The 17,440-nt window shown below is 43.5% G+C and carries 16 protein-coding genes and 1 pseudogene; 3 read left to right on the top strand and 14 right to left on the bottom strand.

Features of this window, described 5'->3' with window-relative positions; translation table 11 throughout:
* Window positions 1-392: 392 nt before the first annotated feature.
* The 7 genes and pseudogenes from GN277_RS04190 to GN277_RS04160 form a co-directional block, all read right to left on the bottom strand.
* Window positions 393-1,787 carry a zinc-ribbon domain-containing protein gene (locus GN277_RS04190; protein ID WP_159749949.1) on the bottom strand — a complete coding sequence of 465 codons (1,395 nt, stop codon included), beginning with the start codon at window positions 1,785-1,787 and terminating at the stop codon, window positions 393-395.
* Window positions 1,788-2,090: 303 nt separating this feature from the next.
* Window positions 2,091-2,474 (bottom strand): annotated as a pseudogene (locus GN277_RS04185) (methionine--tRNA ligase subunit beta); the annotation flags it as partial.
* 257 nt (window positions 2,475-2,731) lie between these two features.
* Complete coding sequence (locus GN277_RS04180; RefSeq protein WP_159749945.1) at window positions 2,732-3,973, bottom strand: tyrosine-type recombinase/integrase; 1,242 nt, start codon at window positions 3,971-3,973, stop codon at window positions 2,732-2,734.
* 33 nt (window positions 3,974-4,006) lie between these two features.
* Complete coding sequence (locus GN277_RS04175) at window positions 4,007-4,213, bottom strand: hypothetical protein (RefSeq protein WP_286338602.1); 207 nt, start codon at window positions 4,211-4,213, stop codon at window positions 4,007-4,009.
* 87 nt (window positions 4,214-4,300) lie between these two features.
* On the bottom strand, window positions 4,301-4,495 hold the full coding sequence (locus GN277_RS04170; protein ID WP_074924834.1) for a DUF6462 family protein: 195 nt from the start codon (window positions 4,493-4,495) through the stop codon (window positions 4,301-4,303).
* 446 nt (window positions 4,496-4,941) lie between these two features.
* Complete coding sequence (locus GN277_RS04165) at window positions 4,942-5,181, bottom strand: helix-turn-helix domain-containing protein (protein WP_159749943.1); 240 nt, start codon at window positions 5,179-5,181, stop codon at window positions 4,942-4,944.
* Window positions 5,165-5,605: an RNA polymerase sigma factor gene (locus tag GN277_RS04160; protein WP_159749941.1), complete on the bottom strand. Its 441-nt coding sequence runs from the start codon at window positions 5,603-5,605 to the stop codon at window positions 5,165-5,167. The genes GN277_RS04165 and GN277_RS04160 overlap by 17 nt, the downstream gene beginning before the upstream one ends.
* A gap of 508 nt (window positions 5,606-6,113) precedes the next feature.
* On the opposite strand from GN277_RS04160, the gene GN277_RS04155 reads away from it, so the two are divergent.
* Window positions 6,114-6,449 carry a helix-turn-helix transcriptional regulator gene (locus GN277_RS04155; protein WP_244324955.1) on the top strand — a complete coding sequence of 112 codons (336 nt, stop codon included), beginning with the start codon at window positions 6,114-6,116 and terminating at the stop codon, window positions 6,447-6,449.
* 140 nt (window positions 6,450-6,589) lie between these two features.
* On the opposite strand, the gene GN277_RS04150 is transcribed toward GN277_RS04155, so the two are convergent.
* The 4 genes from GN277_RS04150 to GN277_RS04135 all read right to left on the bottom strand — a co-directional run bounded on the left by GN277_RS04150 (window position 6,590) and on the right by GN277_RS04135 (window position 8,911).
* On the bottom strand, window positions 6,590-6,925 hold the full coding sequence (locus GN277_RS04150) for a hypothetical protein (RefSeq protein ID WP_159749937.1): 336 nt from the start codon (window positions 6,923-6,925) through the stop codon (window positions 6,590-6,592).
* Window positions 6,926-7,011: 86 nt separating this feature from the next.
* Window positions 7,012-7,410, bottom strand: coding sequence for a winged helix-turn-helix domain-containing protein (locus GN277_RS04145; protein WP_159749935.1), 399 nt, complete (start codon window positions 7,408-7,410; stop codon window positions 7,012-7,014).
* 59 nt (window positions 7,411-7,469) lie between these two features.
* Window positions 7,470-8,309, bottom strand: a complete 840-nt coding sequence (locus tag GN277_RS04140) for a M23 family metallopeptidase (protein ID WP_244324595.1) — start codon at window positions 8,307-8,309, stop codon at window positions 7,470-7,472.
* A gap of 209 nt (window positions 8,310-8,518) precedes the next feature.
* Entirely contained in the window at window positions 8,519-8,911 is a 393-nt protein-coding gene (locus GN277_RS04135; protein ID WP_159749933.1) for a TetR/AcrR family transcriptional regulator, read from the bottom strand.
* Between the two features lie 429 nt (window positions 8,912-9,340).
* On the opposite strand from GN277_RS04135, the gene GN277_RS04130 reads away from it, so the two are divergent.
* A complete protein-coding gene (locus GN277_RS04130; protein ID WP_115625515.1) occupies window positions 9,341-9,682 on the top strand; it encodes a plasmid mobilization protein in 342 nt (113 codons plus the stop codon).
* Window positions 9,631-11,004, top strand: coding sequence for a relaxase/mobilization nuclease domain-containing protein (locus GN277_RS04125; RefSeq protein ID WP_159749931.1), 1,374 nt, complete (start codon window positions 9,631-9,633; stop codon window positions 11,002-11,004). The genes GN277_RS04130 and GN277_RS04125 overlap by 52 nt, the downstream gene beginning before the upstream one ends.
* Window positions 11,005-11,684: 680 nt before the next feature.
* Here the strand turns inward: GN277_RS04125 and GN277_RS04120 are convergent.
* From GN277_RS04120 to GN277_RS04110, 3 genes are all read right to left on the bottom strand, one after another.
* Window positions 11,685-11,888: a transposon-transfer assisting family protein gene (locus GN277_RS04120; RefSeq protein WP_159749929.1), complete on the bottom strand. Its 204-nt coding sequence runs from the start codon at window positions 11,886-11,888 to the stop codon at window positions 11,685-11,687.
* A gap of 3 nt (window positions 11,889-11,891) precedes the next feature.
* On the bottom strand, window positions 11,892-16,511 hold the full coding sequence (locus GN277_RS04115) for a YodL domain-containing protein (RefSeq protein WP_159749927.1): 4,620 nt from the start codon (window positions 16,509-16,511) through the stop codon (window positions 11,892-11,894).
* A 91-nt stretch (window positions 16,512-16,602) separates the two neighbouring features.
* The gene (locus tag GN277_RS04110) at window positions 16,603-17,439 is read right to left on the bottom strand and encodes a DUF6674 family protein (RefSeq protein ID WP_159749925.1); all 837 of its coding nucleotides are present in this window, start codon (window positions 17,437-17,439) and stop codon (window positions 16,603-16,605) included.
* Between the last annotated feature and the right edge of the window lies 1 nt (window position 17,440).

Here is a 17,440-nt window from a genome sequence, read left to right as displayed (position 1 = left end):
CGGGAATCTCACCCCTCCAAGGAACTCTTGAAGCTGCGTACAGGAGTATCATTATCATTCTGACTGTCATCGCCATACCGGGGACAACCCGATACTGATAGCGGGGATTATCGCTCATTTATTGTATATAAGGTCTTGGCGTACCTGCTAAGGTGGCTAATCATCAGAAATTTTGTCTTAGCGAATGACTGATTCAATTTTCAAACTACAGTAAAGAAGTATCCCTAACTAATGTTAGAAGTCAACCCCTTCACTTATTTGGAATGAAAAAGCAAAATGACACCCTACTTTTTTGAAAAACATTAAAATTTTTTTGTTTTCCCCCGTTTTTTTCATTTAAGCACAAAAAAAACCGCCTATCCCTCCGAAAAGAATAGACGGCAAGCAACAGACTACATCTGTCTCTTTCTCCATTTATAAAAATGCTCTCTTATAGTCATTACATCTTGTTCCACATCTGAAGATATAAAAATATGTATGCTCTGAAACAGCCTTTTTATCTTGTAAGCAAACTCTATTTCATTATCATTTGTACGATAGATAATCTTAACCAACTTAATTCCTTTCTGTTTGCAAATATATTTCTTTACGCCCTCCATCTCCTTTGTCCCTTCAAAAGATTCAACTGCAACTTTTTCTTCGGGTATATAGATTTCAAGCGGGATTCCAAGGGCTGTATCAGAGTGAAACAATACTTTCAGACCTTTCTTCGCCGCATAGTAGCCAACCGCTAATTGCGGAAACACACCCTGATATTCCTTTTCACATTCCCTACATCCCTTCCCGTCTATCGCTCTTTCAGAAATCTTCCCTTTCCACGAATGTCCAAACGGACATTTCCACCACACCTTACGCATGGAATTTCTTGAAATATACTCCGGGGATATATCTGTGTTCTTTTCATAGTCCCATTCTCCAAGCAGATACGAGTCAGTCGAAGCCAAATCATTATATCCAGAAAGTATTGCCCTGTCCGCACATACGGGACATTTTGCGCCTTTTACTCTTGAATGGACGACTGCTTTCCATTCAAATCCACATTTCTGACATTTCCACCATACATTTTTGCGTGATTTCTCATTTATCATGTCCGGGGTCAAGGGAAGATTGCGCTTTGACCATTCCCCGGCAAGCTGTGGCTGTCTTGTCCTAAAATCATTGAAACCACTGAGAAGTATTTCCCCGCTGCAATACGGGCATTTACTTCCATATGAACGGGTCGAAATCTGCGTATTCCACTCATGACCTTCTTTGCACTTCCACCATACTTTACGATTCGTATAGGCTGTAACCATCGTTGGGCGCAGTGGATAATTTTTTTCAGACCATTCAGCGGCTACTTTTGGCATTTGCGAAGCAAGGTCATTGAACCCCTCTAATACCAGATGATGGGAACAGTATGGACAGCCGCTGCCCTTCACCCGGTTTTTCACACTGGCTGACCATTCATGCCCGCATTTGCCTTTCCATATCACTTTTTTGTGAGAGCCTATGCCGACCATAGACGGCTTTAAACTTATATTTTCTTCTGACCATTCCAATGCAAGCTCAGGTTCTAACGTCGCCAAATCATTGATACCCTCAACGACTCTTTTTCCTGAACAGATAGGACAGTTCTCGCCGGAAGAACGGCTTTTTACACTGGCTTGCCATTCATGCCCGCAAGCCCCTTTCCACCATACTTCTTTATTTGAGCCGTAGGTTACTGTATCGGGGGTAAGTGGAAGGTTACTCTCCGACCATTCGCTTACAAGTTCCGGGTGTATGTCTGCTAAACTATTTTTCATATCAATCTCCATTCCGCCGCCTTTCAGTTAGCGGCACAAATACAGTATAGAAAATATCTGATATGAAGGATAGTCTGCGACCTACCGCACATATCCCAAAACGCAAAATAGGCTCTAAGAGTTTCTTTTCTCTTAAAGCCTTTCTCATAATCCATATTTCTTTGTTCAAAATCCAATAGCTCTGTATGAAATTTGCGATTTTTTTACCTCTGCACAACTTTCTGCATCGAATGGCGTAAGTTTGGCGTAAAGGCGTAAATCAGACTCCTAAAAACATTGATGTTTTTTATCCTGCCTTCCGCCTTAATACAACTTCGCCCCTGCCGGGATATGGTCGTCCACCATCAGAAGATGAAGCCTTTCCTCCCCTTCTTCCTCATGGACTGCGCTTATTATCATTCCGCAGGAATCAATCCCCATCATAGCCCTCGGAGGAAGATTTGTAATGGCAATCAACGTCTTACCAATCAACTCCTCCGGCTCATAATAAGGGTGAATCCCGCTTAAAATCGTGCGTTCCGTATCCGTCCCGTCGTCTAAGGTGAACTGTAACAGCTTCTTACTCTTAGGCACGGCGACACATTCTTTTACCTTTACCGCCCTAAAATCCGACTTACTGAACGTCTCAAAATCCACACAATCCGAGAACAACGGCTCGATTTCCACCTTGGAGAAATCAATCACTTCCTTCGCCGCTTCAACAGCCTTCTTCTCCTCCTTTTCTTGACCTTTCTTAACCTCAGAACCACCCAAGGACTTCATTGTGGGGATTTTAAGTCAATTTAATTTAAAATGGCTTATTTCCCTTTAACTAGCCGCTTTTCCGCATCTCCACCACAGCCATATAACGCTATTTCATTGATTAAAACCTTTGAATTTGTCGTACTCTTGTCGTATGGCACACAAGTTGTCGTACCCTCTGTCAGTCCTAGCCGGACTCTTTCCTAAAATACATCCAATTTGTGTGCTAAATTTTCAATCGCTTCCTGTTTCTTTGCATCGGTGACTTCCGCATATATGTCCATCGTGGTTTCAATATTAGCGTGTCCCATTATGGACTGGATCACCTTTAAATTTGTTTCATTCTCGCAAAACCTCGAACAAAAGGTATGCCTCAAATGATGACATGAAAAATGTGGTATTAGCACTGGCTCCCGGTGTTGCTTGGAAGCATTAACCACTTCTTCTGCATTGTACGATTCGTATATACGCTTGATTGCCCGGTTGATAGACTGTGGATTGTGGACGTACCCAAAACGGTTCATAAAGATAAAACCTTTCATCCCGTCAATCTCCGTTTCGTTGAATCCATTTTCCTGTTGGTCTGCAAGCTCCGCCCGGAGTGCATCATAAACCGCATCCATCATCGGAATACTGCGTATACCCGCTTCTGTTTTTGGGAGTGATATAGAAAACGTACACATCGGGTGTTCCTTAAATTCTCTGCTGTAATAAACCAGACTGTGGTTGATGCTGATTACACGTTTTTCAAAATTTACATCTTCCCACCTTATCCCGATTGCTTCCCCAATCCTGCACCCCGTCCCTAATAAGAACTTAAATAAAGATGTCCAACGGTAATATGTAGGATTGCTTTCTATATAGTTTATAAAGGCTCTCTGCTGTTCCAGAGTTAAAGCGTGTCTTACGCCATGATTTCTCCCCGGCTGTTTTTTGATCTGCGCCATAACCCCGTCACTCGGATTGTTGCGGATAATATCATCCCGCACCGCCAACTGGAATGTTGGGTGAAGCACCGTATGGATTGTTTCTAATGTGTTAATCTGCATTTCCTTTTCTTTCAGCAAGTGCTGGTAGAATTGCAACACATCAGAAAACTTTATCGCTGCGATTTTCTTCTTCCCAAACCCATTACGGATAAAACGGTCATACATATATTTGTAGTTCCTCATGGTTGTTCCCCTGAGTTCTGACTTTGTAGATATATACCTGTCAAAAACAAAATTGACCGTTGCACTGCCAGCCACATAAGTATCCAATCCGTCTAACTGGTCTTTAATCAGTTTTTCCTCCCTCTCACGCAGTTCCATAATATCTTTAGAGTAAATGCTCCGGCGTTTTCCTTCCGGATCGGTATAAGTATAAACATACTTGCCATCGCAACTGCGCTGAGTTTCACCCTTCCTTAAAACCCTCCCTTTATTATCCTTTCTTGATTTTGTCATCTCTGCTCCTTTCTCAAGGAAAGAGATTTCGTACTAACTACTTATCGGTTCTTCCATTGCATACTGCAAATCAATCCCCTTTTGTAGCACCTGCGTTATGGTCATGTCATGTTTGGACGCATATTCCCTGAGTTTTGCGGCTTCTTCCTCTGTCAGCTTCAACCCGATAAGGCTTTTTTTCGGATTGTCAGACTTTGGTCTGCCTGTCCTCGCCACAATATACACCTCCATCCATTTCATAATCATTATACTTTCAGTTTAACTAAAAGTCAACACTTATTTTCGGTTATACGAAAAATCTTTCTGCTTTGCATATACGCATCTTGACTATTTCACACGAAATGATTCTAAATACTGGTCAAACGTATCTAAATCAACCAATACCATTCTATCAATTTTCAATATTGCGCCTGCATCTTTCGCCAAAGACTGAAATTTATTCATTCCCATGCTGTACATTTCTGCGCCTTCTTTATATCTGACTAACCTCTTTTTGTTAATCGCCTTCGGTATTCTCTGCATCAAAAATATCCTCCTAATTCTTTGCACAGCTTTATCTGCTAATAAACAGGCAGAATACGCTTCTTCCCATTTATTAGCAGATAAAAACTGCAATACAGGTGGCGGCTCATTACGCCGCCCACATCGGTCTTGCACCGTCATTTCATTGACCGAGCTGCGGCTTCCCCACAGCCCGGAAGTATCATTATCACAGATATGCTTCATCGCCCCATGTAACTGCTACATATTTTGCCCGATCTCACTCGCTCCTTACCTTTGCTTCAATGTCCTGCTTCAACATTTCCTCACGTTTCACCCTGTTATAAATCAGGGCAGGTACGTCATGGCGCATCTGCTTAGTGGCTCTGCATATCCTCACGTCCTGTATGCAATACAGTATTCAGTTGTCAAGGTTCATGTACGCATACCCCGGTCAGACAGCGGAAAGGGACACCGCCGACTTTTTGTTATGCGACTTCAAAAGCCAATATCTTTGTAATCAGCTTCGTTTCCAATCTGCGACGCAAGGTTTCATCAACACAGTAATGCGGTATGCCGCATTCGTCATAGAGTTTTCTTGTAGCCAATGCTGCAATGTAACCCTCATAATGCTTCAGAACCCTGTTGATTGCTTCCACATCGCCGGAAGCCGCTGCCGCTATAATATGGTAGGGCAGCAATTTTGAACACTTACTTGATTTCTCCATTTCTGATTCCTTCCATAATCTTTTTTAATGCCTGTAGTGAGCTGACACGATGATGATGAATGGTACTCCTGACCAGATTCATGTGTTTTGCGATTTCCGTATCAGACATATCCATGAAAAAAGACAAAAGAATTACATTCCGCTTTTTCTCCGGCAGATACTTCAACGCTTCGCTGATAAGCTCGTCCTTTACCTCGATGTCATAATCAAGGACACGAAATATTTCCGATTCATCTATGTACTCATCCACAGTATTCAACCGACTCAACTCCTCCTCCGGCACTTGTGACAAAGAAATTTCATGCCGTCTCCGGTACTCCATTTCCTTTTCATAATTGACCTTTTCACCATGCAATACCATTTTGCAGAAGCTGTCAAACTGATGCCTAACGGTCTGTTTTCTTTCGGAAGAAGATTGCTCCATAAGAGTTCACCTCCTTCCGTATCCAAATGGGACAGAGTGAAATGGTTCTCCCTTTCACCCCATATCCCAATCGGGAATAGGCAAAACGTCGAAAACTTTGCAAATATTTGAAAAAGTTTTCAAATATATAAAAAACGCCCGGACAGGTACAAATCCTGCGGACGTCTTTTATCCCATAATATGAAATTATAGCTACATCTTTGTAATCTCTGACACTACCTTCAAGGGTGTTCTCTACTGCCTCGTCTGTTAAGATTTTTTTAACCGTTTATACCCGGTATCCCCTCTTAGATGTAGTTGTTGCATGGCACTCCCCACGCAATCACAAAGCAAAAAGACACTTGAAAAAGCCTTTGCCGGATTGCGTTTTTTTTACAATCCCAAAGGATTTCAAATGTCTTGGTAGTGTTATACACTATTTAATTTTAATCTCTAACACTTTTCACTTTTTGAAGGTATCGTTATACACTACTTAAAAGAAGTCACAGGAGGTGAAAAAGTGTCAAACATGACTCCCACTTTAGGGCAAATAATGAAAAAAGCTCGCCTTGAGCAGCGATTCACACAAGAAGAAATTGCAGAACGCATCGGCTGTCATCCCCAATATTACAAAAATCTGGAAAATGACAAGGGTACGCCGAGTATTCAGCTTTTTTGTACCATCATGCGTACATTAAACATATCTGCTGATTCATATGTTTACCCAAATCAAAACATAAACGATCCATGTTATCAGAAGATCATACAGTTACTCGGTCAATGCAGCCAGTACCAGCTTTCCGTTCTTCTTGCAACCGCAGAAGCTCTGGTATGGGATAATCCCACAAAGAAAAATGATACATAGAAAACATAGATTTTCTTATACTGAAATGTAACCACTTCTAATTCTTTTATAGTTTTTTTATAGTTTTTCTTGCCTAATTATAGATTTGACTGATATGTTACATTTAAAAGGCTCATATCCGTCTGGAATGAGCCTTTCTTTCATTTTAACTTTTCTATTGCTCTCTCAATTTTTCCGTCCGACTCTAATAGTCCCAAACCTGATAATATCTGCACACAATCTATAATTCCCTGACAATATGCTTCCTGCTGTTCCTCAAAAGACACCGCCTGTATCTGTTCTATATAATTGCAGATTGTTTTCTGTTGCAGTTCAGATAAGTTCTTTTGTTCCTTCTCCCATATTTGCCTAACTATTTTCAGGGCTTTCTTTTCTTTCTGGCAGCTCTCCAAATGAATGACAGAGTTCCTCTTAATGTCCTCACAGCGTAATTCTTTTAGAAATAATGATACTTTTACCCATACCTGATTTTCCATCTTTGATTTCCTCCTGTTCAAAATTTTTATTTTCATATTGTAACGCAAAATGAGCAGATATTACCATCTTGCCCTGTAATATCTGCTCATTTTGTTCTTTCGCTAAATTTGTAACCCACTCCCCATACAGTGATGATATATCTTGGGTGTGCCGGATCAGGCTCTATCTTCCGTCGAATTTTGTTAATGTATGCGGTCATGTTCCGTTCATCAAAAACATATTCATTATTCCAAACAGCATCATAAATCTGCTCTTTGCTGAAAACACGCCCTCTATTCTGTACCAACAGCATAAGTATTTCAAATTCTTTTCCTGTTAATACAATTTCTGTCCCATTACGAAAAACCTGATAATTCTCTGGTACAAGTTTCAGACCATCAAAGGAAAGCAACGTATCTTTTTCAGTTTCCATAGGTAATTGATAGCCATATTCATTCATTAAATGCTGAAGCTTAGATAAAAAACCCTCATCAACATTTTTCATTTGAATAAGCATTATGTCATTGATTTACACCGCCCCCTATCATTTATCTTAATATTTGATTACCAAAACCTGATTCGATCTTTATCTGTAGGAATACCGTTTTCTATTATTTGCCACTCATTATCCCGAAATATCTCATACTGTTCAAAAGCACAAGGCACTCCATTTGCTACACTTATATCACTACTGTCCATAAGCTGAAAATGTAAGTGTGGAGCAAAGGAATTTCCAGAATGACCTACTCTGCCAATAACTTCACCTTTTTTTATCATTTGACCTACTGAAACCTGAATAGAGCCTGTTTGAAGATGACAAAGTGCAGCATATACATTTTCACTATATTTAATAATCACATAGTTTCCTGCGACTGATTGAATATCGTCCTTTTCCGGATCAAAATAATGGGCATTTTTATATGCGTTAGACATATCCGCCAGTAGATTTGTTTTTTCGTTTTCAGCATAACCGTCCTCAGCGCCAACAACAATACCGTCACAAGGAGAATATACTTCTTGTCCCCAACAATAGTAATCGCTCAATTTAACACCCGAAAAAAGATATTGCATTACTCCAACACGATAAGCAGGAGTACCTATTCGATTCCAGTCCACTTGGATAAAATCGTATGCATATCTTGTTCCTAATTGATTTGTACCATGACTGGGTACTTTTGTCCCCGGTGTATTAGGAGAAAGCCATTCTCCCCGTAATGGAAACTCAACAATAATCGGCTCATACATTTCAAGCATAGCGTTCCTCCTATCAATCCATTTCTTTGCGGAATTAAAAAAAATCAGCATAATCACAAAAATACATATTGTTATTTTTTTGTGCTTTAATATGCACTTTTTAAGCATTATGAAAAGATTTTTATATCGCCTACTCATTGCTAACTCCATAAAAGATTTTCTTTAGTTCATCAAAATACCTGTCAAGTTTTTTTAGCAGAACATCAGAATTTACATTTGTTTCATCACTACGAATCTCATGCAATGTTGATTTGTAAATCCGATATTAGACCAAAGAATAATTTGCTTGCACATTTCTATATCCACCCCTTTTCTAAATTTAGTGGTATCTATTTCATCAAACAATTTGGTATAACATTCTAAATGATTTTTCTTTTTTCAAGTTCATTATTGATTTCGTCTGAATTGGTGACACATGAAAGTTTATTAAGCTCCGTTATCCAAGGATATTTTTGTATTAATGCAATCTGCAAAACATATGATTGATGTAACTTATCAAAAACATCTCTTTCCTCATAGTTCATCAGCTCGAAATATTCCTGTTTCATCAAATCTGAAAAAAAGTCATATACCACAAGAAAAAGTTCCTGTTTACTATTCACATAATGAAACATAAGAGCTTTTGAAATCCCTGCTTCCTTTGCAATAACATTTGTTGAAGCGTCATCATATCCCCGTACTGCAAATTCTTTTAAAGCAGCATTAAGGATAGCATCACGTCTTTGGGTATCTAACTCTAATAGCTTTGTCAATGCCTGTTCCCCTTCCTATTGTCAGCATTTACCTAAAAGGTCAATGCTATTATACATCTATTTACCTAAAAGGTCAATACCGATACTTAATATATTTGGACTGCTTAAAGTCTTGTTATGCCGACACACCCTCCGGGAGTGTCGTGGGTAGAATAGCAAGCACTGCTCATGTCCGGACACATGAGCAAAATTCCCCATACTTCCCTGCCGTCCGTATGATGAAATTTCCATAGGGAAGTATCCCTAACCCTCTTTGCTTTTCTTTCCTCTTTTTCTCTGCAAGTCCTTGACCTTCTTCCGCAGATTTGCTACAATAACACATGGATAATTCTATCCAAAACAACTGAACAGACACGAAACCAGACTGTTGTAAACCGAACAAGTTACAGCAGTTTTTTTATGCCCAAATTTAGAAAGGACGATGTAAAAATGGCAAACAGGACACGCACCAACCGGAATGAATTTCACTTAGATGACAAAGAGCAGTACATCCTTGATGAGAAGTTTAAGCTGTCCGGCATGAAAAGCAAATCGGCTTTCATCCGGAAGCTGATTTTATACGGATATGTCTATGACGTGGATTACAGTTTTTTGCGGGAATACAATACGGAGTTGGGGCGGATCAGCTCTAACCTGAACCAGATTGCAAAGAGGATTAACAGCACAAACCACGTCTATCAGGAAGATATGGACGAAGTAAAGGAGTTGATGAAACAGGTATGGCAGTCACAAAAATCCATGCTATCACAGCAACCGTTGATAAAGCGGTAGCCTACATATGCAACCCGGACAAGACAGATGAAAGCATCTACATTTCTTCCTATGCCTGTGCGCCGGAAACCGCAGCGATTGACTTTAAATATACCTTAGACCACTGCCGGGAAAACAGCCCCAATAAAGCCTATCATCTGATACAGGCTTTCGCTCCCGGTGAGGTCAGTTTTGATGAAGCGCACCAGATAGGGAAAGAACTTGCCGACAAGGTTTTAGAGGGAAAATTTTCTTATGTTGTCACCACACATATTGATAAAGGTCACGTCCATAACCATATCATTTTCTGTGCTGCTGACAACATAGAACATGACAAATACCATGATTGCAAGCAGAGCTATTACCGCATCCGAAAATTAAGTGACGAGCTGTGCAGCGAGCATAATCTTTCTGTCATTATCCCCGGTGGGGAGCGTGGAAAAAAATACAACGAATGGCAGGCAGATAAGAACAGCGCCGCATGGAAAACACAGATAAGGAAAGACATCAACGCCGCCATAAAATCATCCTCCACCTATGAAGAATTTCTGCTCCTGATGCGGGCAAAAGGCTATGAGATAAAAGGGGAAACTTTTGGGGAAGACGCCCTCAAATTTATCTCCTTCCGTCCACTCGGCAAAGACCGTTTTGTGCGTGGCAGCATCAAGTCACTCGGAAAGGAATACACAAAGGAGCGCATCAAAGAACGGATTGAACTAAAACGAGAACGGAAGGCAGTTATCCCGAAAAGGGATTACGCAAATAAGAGATTGATTGACACCTCTGATGAGAAATTTCAGAACAGTCCGGGGCTGCAGAGGTGGGCGGCGGTAGAGAATTTAAAGATTGCGGCACAGGCATATAATGAAGCTGGCTCTATAAAAGAACTGGAACAGAAAATCGCCACCACAGCCGCCACCGGGAAGGAAGCAAAGCAGACTGTCCGCAAGCTGGAGAACCGCATCAAAGACCTTGCGGAAATCATCAAATATGCGGAGCAGTACAAGGCAAATAAAGCGTATAATATCGCCTATAAGAAGTCCAAAAATCCTGACGCTTATTTCCGTAAGCATGAGAGCCAGATCATCCTTTATGGCGGCGCAAGGCGTATGCTGGAACAGGCGGGCATCCCCTTAAAAGGCTTGAACATTGACAAGCTGAAAGCGGAGTATCAAGAGCTGACCGCACAGAAAAAAGAACTGACCGTCACATACAAAAACTGTGAAAAAGAGCTGAAATCGCTGAACCGGAAACTGGAGAACCTGAACCAGTATTTAGGGCGCACAGAGCCGACAAAAAGCGCACAGGAACAGCCTGACCGGGATAATAACCCTTCCCGGTAATTCCCTGTCTGAAAAAGACTTTAAAAGCAAAAGAGCATCGTGGAAATGTGCATAACTCCCCATTCCGCTATGGACAACACCATTCACAGCATGTGGAAAAGCAAAGGGCAGCTTTCCCACATCCTGCAAACAGTGTTGCCCACAGCTCCATAAGACGGGGAGTTATACACATTACGCACAATGCCGACTGCGACGGAATCCCACCCATTCCTTCCTACTTTATTATATAAATTTAAAAAAATTCTTGTAAACAAGACCATATTCCTGTAATATAGTCTACAAATCTGCAAAAAAACAGGAGTGCCGAAGCACCCCCATTCCCTAAACCCTCTTGCAAAATTCGCAGTGTTGGTTTATAATCATCTTAGAAGCCGAAGGATATTAGCGTGTCCGACGGTTGCACAATCGGAAACTTATAAAGCGTAAAAAATACGGATTACAAGGCTATCCTCTATGGCAGTAGAAGATAGCCTTTTCCGTTACTTGCGGTTGTGTTTATTGTCTATGTATGTCAAGGCTGCAAAAATCACCAGCACCAACGTAAGCACTTCTAACGTATTCATACCGACCTCCTTTCCGTTTCCAGAAAGGACAACCGCAGACTATCCCTACTCGTTCTAATCTGACTAAGAGAATTATAGCACGTTATGTCGAATAATGCTATAAAAGATTTGCGTCAATCACTCCGCCGCTTCCAATGCCACCTCTGCAAATTCCGCATCGCTCATGGTTTCCAATTTCCCTAAAACCTGTCCGGCAAGCTCCACCATGTCACTGTCCTGTATGTGGGGAATCACATTCTTTATATCAGCAATCATGCCCTTTCTGTCCTGCCCCTCAAACACACACATCAAATTGATTTCTTCCACTGTAAATTTATCCATCGCTTATATCTCCCTCTCTGATTTTTTCTCTGTTCCCTTTTCAGGGACTTCCTTATCTGACTTATCCCTCTGCTCGATGACCGCTTTTTTCTCCGCCAGTTTTTCCTTTATGGAAATTCTGCCTGCTTGCTTTTCTTCTTTTGGCTTCTCATTGTTCAGGACGTTATCAATCATGTTATAGTTACATTCTTCCAGTTCCTCAATCTTTGCAAGCGGCTTGTATTCTGCCAGCTTATCTAACAGCTCCTTCGCCTTCCTTGCGGTCTGTACGCCCTCGCTGTCATCAAGCTCCGTCCCTTTCCCGATAATATCCGTCATGCCTTCCCGGATACTGTCTGAAATGAGCGCATTAAGGAAATCATTCAGATACCCGGTATTCCCGTTCCTGATGTCCTCTGTGATATTCGCTATCTGCGCTTCCCTGTCCTCCACTGTCTGATTGTACTGAACAGTGTCGTAGTTGTAGGAAAGCTGGTCTATCTCCGCAGCAAGGAAAGCCGCCTGCCACTTCTCCAGAGAACCCCTGACCTCTATATCCGGCAGCTTGTCGATCAGCTCCGCAATGACCTCCACCGCCTTCGGATTGTCTGTAATATCCGGCACATAGTCCAGAATCTCCAAATCCGCAACTCTGCCCGAAACAATATCCATCTGCGTGTCCTCATAGCTTTCTGTCCCTTCTGTATGGATATTGATGCCGATGCTTGGGATACCGTTCATCCTCTCCGGCGGTATCCGGTTGAAAATAGCGATTGCTTCCGGGACGTCTGCTATCCCCTCATGGTACTCTCCGAAATTGTGGAATTCCCCGCACTCCGCCACTGTAAGGGTGACAACCGTCTGTTTTTCCTCCTGTGCCTGCTCTGCGGCTTTCTCCTGCAGGGCGGCTCGTTTTTCCTCAAGATAGGCTTCCACACCCGGAAGATACTCCCCAAGCGTCCCGGTCTTGCCCTCTGTAATGGGATTGATGTCTACCTTAACGCCGCCGATTGTAAAACCGTCCTCGTTGAAGGCATTGAACAGGGTATCTTCGTTTTCCCCGCCCCGGTACTCCACAGCCACGTCAAGGTCAGATACAGGTTCTTCCAAACCTCTGCATCTGCTCCCTGTAACCGCCATATCTACAAGCTCTATATCCATTCCATACTCGTCAATTTTGGACTGTAAATAAGCATAAACACTCATTTCTATATCTTCCTGTGTCTGCCCGTTGACAGGGTTAAATAATTCCTCAGTTCTGGCTTTAAAATCGGCTATCACTTTGCTTTCCACCGCTTCCGGCACTTCGGTTCTGATACGTTCCTCAAGATGCTCTTTTGCCGCCTGCTCTGCCTTTTCTATCAATCCGTCATAATCAATCGGTATCAGTTCATCGTCAGTGCGGATACTGCCCTCCAGACTGCTCCTGTGCGCTGGCTCTTTCAAATCCGTCACAATCTCGTCAAGTGCCTGTCTGATTGTTATGTCCGGATTGTCATATACACCCCCGTCCAGTTCCCGGTAGTCCATATCATATATGGTGTAATCATACCCCTCAGTGGCTTCCTGAATACTGATATAACGGTCTGCCAGACGGAAGGCAAGCTCTGTTTCCACCCTGTCCGCTTCCCTAACATTGGCATCTATGTACGGATTTTCCCACTCCGTAAACGGTACATCTTCCACGATATGCTTCTGGTTGGCTGTTGGCATGAGGTGTTCCATTTTCCCCTGTCCATAGAGGGCATCAAACCTGTCCATATAGAGGGAAATATCGTCAAGACCGCTGCTCTTTAGCTGGTATTCAAACCGCTGTTTCACAAAATCCTTTATTTCCTCCGGCGACATTTCCCGGTGAACCCGTACCTTGTCAAAGCCGACCTCGTGATTTAAAGTCTGCAAATCCTCCATGAAGCGACTGCTTTCCTCTGCCGCCTTGCTGTGCGTAAAATCCAGCGACAGACAGTTTTCATGGTTTCTGACGTGGATCAGGTCAAATTCGCTGCCATTGACATGGAAGCCGAAAGTTGCCCTCGCCATATCCGGCTTGTCCTCCGTTTCCTTTCCCCGGTACTCTGTGAATTTCTCCATTGCTTCCGAAAGGCTCTCAAAACGCTCCAGCCTGCTTTTTTCCGGGCTGTTCTCCGCCCATGTGGATAAATCCTCAATGACATAATAGGAAACTTTGTCATTGTCCGGCTCTGCCATTGTATTTTCTGCCGCTGTATGTTCTTCCGCTGCTTCTGCCGGGATTTCCGCTGTTTCCTCCCTGACCGCATCTTTTTCTGTGCTGATTTCCACCGATACTGAAAGCTCCTTTGTAAATTCCGGTATCTCCCTGTAACCAACGGAATCCACATAATGGCTTGTGTTCTCCCCGTCCTGATGCAGCACCACCACATCACTTACGGAAAGGGAATGTCCGGTAAAGTCTGCCGGGTGGTCTATGTTGAACTTGGTATAAATATCTTCAAGGCTCATGCCCTCCGTAAGCTCCCCGGTATAGACAAGGGTGTAATTCTCTCTGGAAACCGGGATACCTTCTTTTTCAAGGTAATCCATATCCATAAAACGAATATCCCTTGTTTCTGCTGAATCTTTAAGCTGGTAGATGCCAAACCTTCCCTCATTGCCATACAAAAGCTGTGCTTCCCGGTTAGGTTCGCTGTCCTCCAATTCCTGCTTCATGGACAGGTATTCCTTATAAGCGTTCCAATCGCCTTTTTCCACGCCGAACAGCCCGTCATGCTCCTGCAATGCCGCCCTGTCCTCTACAAGCGTTTCTGAACCGTCTGCGTGGAGCTGGTACACCGACACATCTTCCCCAAACAGCTCCGATGCCATATCCTTTGTGAGAGGGAGCATTTCATCCCATGAATATCCGTATTCGTGCATTTCCGACAGCCCCACCATTCCGTCCGGGAGAGCGTCAATTTCTTCCTGCGCCACCCTGATCGTTTCCCAAAGCAAGGCTGAATCGTCTTTCTGCTCCGCAATGGAATGTGCAAGGGAAGTGGTCTTATACATATCATCCAGCCTATACGCATGGTTCATAATCAGATTGCGCTCATCGCTGTCATATACCGACCTGTGAAATTCCATGCGGTTAATAAGCTGCTCCGCCTGTACCGTTGCCGGAAGCTCCGAAGCGGTATGCACTTCCCATTCGCTCATATCCACATCAAAATCATAGAACTGCGGATACCCGTCATTCAAACCGCCGCTTCTCATAATCGGCACAAACTCAAAACCTCTCTCCTGCAGATAATCCAGCACATTTCCATTCCACTCATTTTCTTCCAAAAATGGTATGGCATATAAAACATTTGCCACTTCTGACTGCATATCCGCAATTTTAATGGTTTCATATTCCCCACTGTCCGGCGTGGAGATTCTCACAATCACATCGCCATATTCAATCGGAACATTCGCCCTTTCCCGTTCTTCCTGCAATGCCTTGTAATCGGTTATCTCATGGGTATCCGTATCATAGGCATAGTCTAAATGGTATTCCCCTACTTCCTCACTCCGTTCATTGGCAAGCAGCGTTACCCATGCCCCGGCTCTTTCAAGGTAGGCTTCCACATTCTGCCTGTCATCGTCTTTCATAGCGGACAGCAGGTTAAATATTTCCGTCCTCTCCATGCCCTTAACATTCAAAAGGTCATATTCGGAACGGTCTGTATTCGACACAAGCAGGATAATGTCCTCCTGTGACTGTTCTGCGGCACGTTCTTTTTCAATTTCCAATAGCTGTGCTTCAATCCCCTTTATCAGCTCTGAGGAAGTCCGGCGTATCGTGTCAAGGGAAGATTTCAACTCCGGCATTTCTTTTCCGCTGCTCCACCCGGCGATATACCCGAAAGAATAATCGGACGTGTCAATCCCGAAATGCTGACATACGGTATAGGCGATGCTCTCGGCTTCCACTTCTTTGGTTTCCCGGTCTTTATAGACTGCTTTCTCCGTATCCTGCTCCGCTTCCCTTGCATGGAGCTTTGCGTGCGCCACTTCATGGACTCCGGTCTTTGCGGTCTGCGCTTCGCTCATGCCCTCTTTAATGGCGATAGGGCGGCTTAAATCAATAAAATATCCTTTCCTGTCACCCTCCATTTCCTCATATCGGATTGGGACAGGGGAAACCCTCTCTAACGCTTCCATAAAATCCCGGTAACGCTCCACATCCCCATGCAGTTCATTCACGCCAAGTCCGGGAAGCTCTTTCCCGTCCGTCTGCGAATAGTCGAACACTGTCACGACACGAAAGGCGGGTATCTTTATCTCCACTTCCTCCATGACGGGCATCCCGTCCCGGTCAAGCACAGGCTCATTCGTTACCGGATCAATCTTCTCCTGTTCCTCTTTGATTTTATAAGGCGCAGGCGCAAGGATACGGATACCCCTCTCGCCCTTATTTACATGGCGTTCAAAATTCCTCTGCCATGCCCTGTAGCCGGCAACGTATGTCGCATCCGGGCATTGCATCTCTATGAGCTGGATATTGTTTGCGCTGTAATTGTGGAATTTTGACATGGTGTTCAGGTAGCTTTTATATTTCTCCCCTTCAAACAGCTCCTTCAAGCCTTCCTCCAGCCTGTCCGTTATCTCTTTTACTTTCTGTTTTTCAGTTCTTGCATCTGCCATATGGTTATCTCTCCTTTTCCTCCATAAAAACAGAGGGCAGATAAGTTTCCCTGTCTGCCCCCTCTTTGGATATTTTTATTCGCTGATATTTTTATAAACATTCCTCTTTGCTTTTTGCCTTATCCGGCTCCGGCGCTTTTTTCTGCTGTCCCGCCTTTTCCTTCATCTGCGACAGCTTATCCTTTACGGACACCCGCCCTCCTTTCTCCGCTTCCTTCCCGGCATCCAGACGGGCAGAGAGCCGATCCAGCTTTTCAAACGCCTGATCCGCCCCGTTAATCTTCTTCCGCAGGTTCTCCACTGCCTTTTTTACAGGCGTGTTGACCGCCCTCGTCAGACCGACACCCGGCTTTTCGTCCGATGCCTCTTTCGTTCCTTTCCCGGCTAACAGCCTGCCCACGTTGGAAACGCTGTTCCCAATCTGTTTCAATTCATCCCCGATGCTGTCAATCTGGTTGGCTGTCTTTTCACAGTCCGTTATCACGTCAACCAGACGTTCCCGGTAGCCGGAAAGCATGGACTTCACGCCGGAGATTCCTTTCTGGAGAACCTTGCACATCTCCGCCCTGCCTTTTTCCTTAAAAGTGCTGACCGCCTGCGCTGCTGTTTCCACCAGACGGTTTCTTACCGCTGTCAGACGTTCCGACAGGCTTGTGACTTTCTCCTGAAGGTGGGATATTTTCTCCATAAGGTTCTCCGTAACGGACTTCGGCTGTTTCTCCTGCATCTGCGAAAGCTGCTCCCGGACACCCTGTAATTCATCCACCATTGCGGCAAGCTGCACCTGCATACCCGCCACATACCAGAAAACCCCCATAAAATCCTGTGACTGCTCGTTCATGTTCTGCTGGTTCAGCAGCTCCATAAGCTGCTTTAATGCGTCATTTTCCTCCATGACCTGTTTTGTGTTCTGTCCTGCTGTTTCCATT

The sequence above is a fragment of the Sporofaciens musculi genome, from assembly GCF_009830285.1.
In the GTDB taxonomy this organism is placed as follows: domain Bacteria; phylum Bacillota; class Clostridia; order Lachnospirales; family Lachnospiraceae; genus Sporofaciens; species Sporofaciens musculi.
This window is presented reverse-complemented; position numbering and strand designations above follow the sequence as displayed.